The sequence below is a fragment of the Streptomyces sp. NPDC002130 genome, assembly GCF_040296465.1.
GTDB lineage: Bacteria > Actinomycetota > Actinomycetes > Streptomycetales > Streptomycetaceae > Streptomyces.
In genome coordinates this window covers 1-6,828 of the sequence record NZ_JBEOXI010000353.1, presented here as the reverse complement: position 1 = coordinate 6,828, position 6,828 = coordinate 1, and the positions used below count along the sequence as shown (strand labels likewise).

The 6,828-nt window shown below is 67.9% G+C and carries 4 protein-coding genes and 1 pseudogene; all 5 read left to right on the top strand.

Annotation, left to right across the window (positions count from 1 at the left end):
- Nucleotides 1-272: pseudogene (locus ABT116_RS37970) on the top strand (hypothetical protein); the annotation flags it as partial.
- The gene (locus tag ABT116_RS37965) at nt 269-1,018 is read left to right on the top strand and encodes a pyrimidine reductase family protein (protein ID WP_003943770.1); all 750 of its coding nucleotides are present in this window, start codon (nt 269-271) and stop codon (nt 1,016-1,018) included. The pseudogene ABT116_RS37970 and the gene ABT116_RS37965, both read left to right, overlap by 4 nt.
- 690 nt (nt 1,019-1,708) lie before the next feature.
- Nucleotides 1,709-3,163, top strand: coding sequence for an ArnT family glycosyltransferase (locus ABT116_RS37960; protein WP_351643939.1), 1,455 nt, complete (start codon nt 1,709-1,711; stop codon nt 3,161-3,163).
- A complete protein-coding gene (locus ABT116_RS37955; RefSeq protein WP_351643936.1) occupies nt 3,160-4,353 on the top strand; it encodes a glycosyltransferase in 1,194 nt (397 codons plus the stop codon). Before ABT116_RS37960 ends, ABT116_RS37955 begins: the two co-directional genes overlap by 4 nt.
- The coding region (locus ABT116_RS37950) for a galactose oxidase family protein (RefSeq protein ID WP_351643933.1) at nt 4,350-6,828 on the top strand (2,479 nt) is incomplete at its 3' end. The genes ABT116_RS37955 and ABT116_RS37950, both read left to right, overlap by 4 nt.

Genomic DNA, 6,828 nt, shown 5'->3' with positions numbered 1-6,828 from the left:
GGCGTGAGCGGTGCGCGGCGACGCTGTCGGTATGGCCCTGCCGCCCGTACCGCCCCACCCGCCCGGACCTCCCCGGTGAATGGAGGCTCGGCTTTTTCGGGCTTCCGATTCTCAAAGGCGCGGCAGCGTGGTTTGTTGGTCGCGTGCTCGACGAAAAGGTGGAGATGGATGATCATGTTGCCGTTCTCCACGAACCCGAAACCAGTCGTGCTCCAGGTGAGATCGTCACCTTCGCCGACGTTCGGGGGCTCGACCCCGGGTATGACGCATGACGGCGCATCAGTGGCGATCGTTGTTTCCATTCGGTGCCCGAGGTCACACCGTTCACGACTTCTATGCCGATGCCCCCGAAGGGGTTCGCGTGAACATGGTCGCCAGCCTCGACGGCGCCGCAGCATTCGGCGGACGGGTACGCCCTATCTCCAATACTGCCGACCATCAGTTATTGAGGTCCCTAAGGGCGTACTGCGACGTGCTCCTCGTCGGTGCCGGCACAATACGCGCGGAACGATATGGGCCGGCGATGCTCGATGCTGAGCTTCGTCGATACCGCCGTGACGAAGGCAGGCAAGCCGCGTTGCCCTCCGTGGCGGTGGTGACGCACAGCGGCAATCTTCCCTGGAACTCCCCGCTGTTCACCGGAGGATCCCGCCCCATCATTGTCACCAGCGCACTGGGAGCGACTCGATGCCAACCCGACGTGCAGTGTCGGGCCGACATCATGGTGGCTGGAGACGTCGACGTTGACCCGATCGCGATGATCCAAGGACTCCGTGATCGAGGACTGAAAAGAGTGCTCTGCGAAGGAGGCCCCGCTCTTCTGTCCACGCTCGTCGCCCACGATCTAGTCGATGACATGTGCTTCACGCTTTCCCCCATACTGGCTGGGCCACAACCGGCCTCTGGACTGGTTTCGGCTCCGGCACTAGCGGTTCCACAGACGTTGCGGCTACGGCACGTACTGCTCGAAGCTGAATACCTGTACATGCGTTATCAACGAATTCGTCCGGCAGGTTGAACGCTGTCAGCAGCGTCTACCTGGTGTACTGCGAGATCGCTGTGAACGAATTCATCGGAGCGAGTGGTTTGCGACAAGTTCTGGTTCGAGGACCGGAGTTGGGCCCACATGGTGCGACGCGCAGAATTTTGGTCTTCCATCGGCCGGTCTGGGGCACTCGAGGACGAAATCGGTTTCTAACGTCGACACGCGCGACTTGGAGAGACCAGCCCGACGTTCGGAATTGCACTCGCAGAATTAGCCTGGGACATTCTCGTCCTACCGCATCCATTCTTCTCCGTGCGTCAACACGGGGTACGGGACGCCCTGACAGATTCCATCACGCACGCCAAATATTGAGGATGGGTACATTCAGAAGGCTGGGATCGAGAGATCAGTTGTTGTTCGCTGCGGGCCTTGAAGAGCGGTGAAGCTCCAGACGATCACGGGTTCACCGAGTTCGACAAGGCGTTGCTGCAAGTCTTCGTCGGTGCATCGAGGGTGCAGTATGGAACGCACGCCGGGCGGAGTAGCGGCGAGTCGAAACCGTGGAGACGCTCACGAAGCAATAGTCGAGACCACCGAAGGGTAAGCGACATAGAGCCGCCCGGCGGGCATTGCCAACTTTTCCGTTTCATGACGAAGCTGCTGGCACCAAGAGGATGTTCAACGATTTCACAGGGTCGGTACCAGCCTTGTATCTCTCTGCATGTGGCCGTCGAAGCGGCATTTCTTCGGGCCCAGGCCTGGTCGGTCCAGCAGGGCGACGGACTCGCCCACTACACCTACTGGTACGACCATCCGCCTCTCGGCTGGATCCAGATCGCCGTGCTGACCTGGATCCCCGCGCTGATCAGCCCCGAGTCGATGACGGTGGGCACCATGCGCGCCGCGATGCTGGTGATCAGCGGCATCAGCGCGGTCCTGATCTACGTGCTGGGCCGGCGCCTCGCACTGCCCCGCTGGGCGGCCGCGCTCGGCATGGTCTTCTTCGGGCTCTCGCCGCTGTCGGTCGTCCTCCAGCGGGAGATCTTCCTCGACAACCTCGCGGTGATGTGGACGCTGCTGGCCTTCACCCTGGCCGCCTCCCCGAGCCGTCACCTCTGGCACCACTTCGGTGCGGGCATCGCGGCCGCGACGGCCGTGCTCACCAAGGAGACGATGCTCGTCGTCCTGCCCGCCCTGTTCCTCACCATGTGGCGCCACAGTCACCGGGACACCCGCAAGTTCGCCATCACCGGGGCCGTCACGGCCTGCGCCCTGATCGGCTTCTCGTACCCGCTGTTCGCCCTGCTCAAGGGCGAGTTGCTGCCCGGCGCCGGGCACGTGTCCCTCTGGGACGGCGTCAAGTACCAGATGACCAGGCCCGGTTCGGGCTTCATCCTCGACCAGGGATCCGGCTCCTGGGGCGTGCTCCAGTCCTGGCTCTACTACGACAGGATCCTGCCGCTCGGCGGCCTCGCGGGCGCGCTGCTCCTGCTCGTCACCTGGCGCTGGTCGGTCACCGCCCGCGCCCTGGCCGGGCCCGCCCTGGCCGTGGCGATCTTCGCCGCGCTGGCCCTGCGCCCGAACGGCTACCTGCCCGCGATGTACGTCATCCAGGCCCTGCCGTTCCTCGCGCTGGTCCTCGCCGGAGGCACCGCCTCCGTCGCCCACGCCGTGCTGAGCCGCTGGCGCTCCGAGGCGGAGAAACGGTACGTCAGCGCGGGCCGGTACGCGCTCGCCGGTGTCCTCGCGCTGGCCGCCGGCGCCTACGTCGTCCCGCACTGGTACGACGGCGCCCGCACGGCCGTCACCACCGACGCCAACGCCCCGTACCAGGCCGCGTCCAGGTGGCTGGCCACGGAGGTCGAGGACCCGGAGCGCACCCGGGTGCTGGTGGACGACGCGCTCTGGCTGGACCTGGTGCACCAGGGCTACCGGCCGGGCCTGGGCGTCATCTGGTTCTACAAGGCCGACCTCGACCCGGCGGTGACGAAGACGATGCCGCGCGGCTGGAAGGACCTCGACTACGTCGTCGCCTCGCCGACCGTGCGCAGGGACGCGGCCGACCTGCCCAACGTCAAGGCCGCCATGGAGCACTCCGAGCCGGTCGCCACCTTCGGCACCGGCGCGGACCGTATCGAGATCCGCCAGATCCAGACGTCCGCCGGAGGCGCGCGATGAGCCAGGAGTCCACCGTCCCCGGTGAGGTCGTCGAGACCGCCGAGATCCCCGAGCCGGGCGCCGTCACCATCGTCGTGCCGACGTTCAACGAGTCGGCGAACGTACGGCAGTTGCTGCACCAGATCACCGAGGCCGTCCCGGCCCGGCTGCCCTGCGAGGTCGTCTTCGTGGACGACTCCACCGACGACACGCCCGAGGTCATCGAGAAGGCCGCGCAGGACTGCCCGTTCCCCGTCACCGTGCTGCACCGCGAGGAGCCGGTGGGCGGGCTCGGCGGCGCGGTCGTCGAGGGCTTGAAGGCGGCCACGTCGGACTGGATCGTCGTCATGGACGGCGACTGCCAGCACCCGCCGTCCCTCGTGCCCGACCTGGTCGCCACCGGCGAGCGGGCGAACGCCGGGCTCGTCGTCGCCTCCCGGTACATCAAGGGCGGCAGCCGGGCCGGACTCGCGGGCAGCTACCGCGTGGCCGTCTCGCGCGGGGCGACCTGGCTGACCAAGGCGCTCTTCCCGCGCCGGCTGCACGGCATCAGCGACCCGATGAGCGGCTTCTTCGCGATCCGCCGCAGCGCGGTCACCGCCGAGGTCCTCCAGCCGCTCGGCTACAAGATCCTCCTCGAACTCGCCGTCCGCAGCCGCCCGCGCACGGTCACCGAGGTGCCCTTCGTCTTCCAGGACCGGTTCGCCGGGGAGTCCAAGTCCACCGCGCAGGAGGGCCTGCGCTTCCTGCGCCATCTGGCCGGGCTGCGCGCGGCCTCGCCGGTCGCGCGGATGATCGGGTTCGGCCTGATCGGGCTGACGGGCTTCGTGCCGAACCTGCTGGGCCTGTGGGCGCTGACCGCCACCGGCATGCACTACGTACCGGCGGAGATCCTCGCCAACCAGCTCGGCGTCGCCTGGAACTTCGTGCTCATCGAGCACCTGCTGTTCCGCGAGCGGCGCCGGCACCGGCGCTGGTGGGACCGGGCCGGGCGGTTCGCGCTGCTCGCCAACGCCGATCTGGTGCTGCGCATCCCGCTGATCGCCCTGTTCGTGCACCAGCTGCACCTGGGCGTGCTGTCGGCCACCGCGCTCGCGTTGGTGACGACGTTCGTCCTGCGCTTCGTGGCGACCGAAGCGCTGGTCTACCTGCCTCGCCGGGCCCGTGAGGAGTCCGTGCGCGACAGCCGCACCGCAAGGAGAGCCGTGTGAACCTTCGTCGCAGAACGACCGCACTCCTGTCCGTGGCGGGCCTCACCTCGGGCCTGCTCCTGACCGCACCCCAGCCCGCCTCCGCCGCCAACCTCATCAAGAACCCCGGCTTCGAGACCGCCGGTGGTGACGGCATGCCCTACTGCTGGGAGAAGTCCGGCTGGGGCGACAACGACTTCACCTTCGCCACCACGGCCGATGCGCACACCGGCGCCAAGGCCATGAAGGTCGAGCTGACCCGCCGGGTCGACGGCGACCGCAAGGCGCTGATCACCGAGTCCGCCGCGTGTGCGCCGGTGGTGACGCCGGGCAAGCAGTACGACCTCGGCCTCTGGTACAAGACGACGACCCCGGACGCCGCGATCACCCTGTTCCGGCACGACACCACCGCCGGCTGGCAGTACTGGACCGACCTCAAGACGCTGGACATGGCCGGGACCTGGACCGAGGCCACCGTCCGCACCCCCGAGGTCCCGGCCGGTACCGACCGCATCTCCTGGGGCGTCTCCGTCTACGGCACCGGCTCCGCCACCACCGACGACTACACGATGGACCAGGTCCCCGACCCGGTCCTGCCACCCGAGTGCACCGGCACGGCCGAGCAGTGCGCGAACGGCAAGTGGGACGTGCTGCCCACGCAGAACCCGGTCCGCTCCATGCACTCCGTCGTCCTGCGGGGCGGCAAGGTGCTCCTGATCGCGGGCTCCGGCAACGACGAGTCGATGTTCGAGGCCGGCACCTTCACTTCCGCCGTCTACGACCCGGCGAACGGCTCCTACAAGGTCATCCCCACGCCGAAGGACATGTTCTGCGCCGGGCACGTCCAGCTCCAGGACGGACGCGTGCTAGTCATGAGCGGCAACAAGGGCTACCCGACCGCCGACGGCCGCGTCGGCTACCAGGGCTACAAGGACTCGTACATCTTCGACCCGGAGACCGAGACCTACACCAAGACCAACGACATGAACGACGGCCACTGGTACCCGTCGGCGACGATCCTCGGCAACGGTGACGTCATCTCCTTCGGCGGGCTGCGCGAGGACTCCACCGGCTCGGTCACCGCCGAGCTGTTCTCCGAGGCCGAGCAGCGCTGGCAGCCGCTGTGGAAGGTCAACCAGACCTGGTCGTACTGGGGCCTGTACCCGTCGATGATCCTGATGCAGGACGGCCGCCTCTTCTACTCGGGCAGCCACGTCTTCGGCAACAACATCCCCGGCACGGGCTCGGCGATCTACGACTACGACGCCAACACCACCACCCAGGTGCCGGGCCTGCGCGACAAGGACGAGCGCGACCAGTCGGCCAGCGTGCTCCTGCCCCCGGCGCAGGACCAGAAGGTCCTCACCCTCGGCGGCGGCAACATCGACTCCAACCCGGAGGCGAACCGCCTGACCGACATCATCGACCTCAAGCAGCCGAACCCCGCCTACGTGGCCGGGCCGCCGATCCCGCAGGGCACGGTCGACCTCGGCAACGGCAGGGTCCCGCAGACCGGGAACCAGGGCAAGATGTACGTCTCCGCGGTGCTGCTGCCCGACGGCAAGGTCCTGGAGACGGGCGGCGCCCTGCACAACCGCGCCAACCCCGTCTACGAGACCTCGATCTTCGACCCCGGGTCGGAGACCTTCGACCCGGTCGCCGTCGACCCCGAGGCGCGCGGCTACCACTCCTCGGCGTTCCTGCTCCCCGACGGCCGTGTGATGACGACCGGCGACAACCCGGGCAACGGCACCTGGAACCACGACGTGTCGGTCTACAGCCCGCCCTACCTGTTCAAGGGCCCGCGCCCGCAGATCACGTCCGTCATCGACACCGAGTGGAACTACGGCGACACCCAGCGGATCACCGTCGACCGGCCCATCGCCAAGGCCGAGCTGATCCGCCCGGCCGCCGTCACGCACTCCTCCGACCCGAACCAGCGGTTCGTGGACCTGCCGCTGTCCGTCGACGGCGACAACGTCGACCTGAACGTGACGAGCAACCCCAACCTGGCCCCGCCCGGCTGGTACATGCTCTTCGCGGTCGACGCGAACGGGGTCCCGTCGGTGGCGAAGTGGGTGCACCTCCAGGGCCCGCAGGCCCTGAAGGCGACGGACGCCTCGGCCCACGTCCACGACTTCGCCGACGCGCCCACGGGCAAGGTGGTCAAGCCCGGCAAGAAGCGGGCGTCTCAGAAGGTCAGCCCGACGATCTCCGGCTGCGACCGCCACTACGGCTCGATCAACGTCTGCGTGCCGACCGACTTCCCGGCGGAGGTGAAGAAGACGACGGCGGCCCGCTGCGCATGGCTCAAGACGAACGACTACGGCCGCCTGAAGATCAACGGCAAGGACGACCCGCTGAACCTGGACCGCAACGGGGACGGCATCGCCTGTGGCAAGGGGGACATGCCGGTGGGCGCCGCCCCCGAGGAGCGCCGCTTCAAGATCTACCGCACGGGCGACGCGATCTCCCTCTCGGCCGTCCTGCCGGTCC

What these genes read in the sequence shown, in the direction of transcription:
- ABT116_RS37965 (WP_003943770.1), top strand. Translation starts at nt 269, where the DNA reads ATGACGGCGCATCAGTGGCGATCGTTGTTTCCATTCGGTGCCCGAGGT.
- ABT116_RS37955 (WP_351643936.1), top strand. Translation starts at nt 3,160, where the DNA reads ATGAGCCAGGAGTCCACCGTCCCCGGTGAGGTCGTCGAGACCGCCGAG.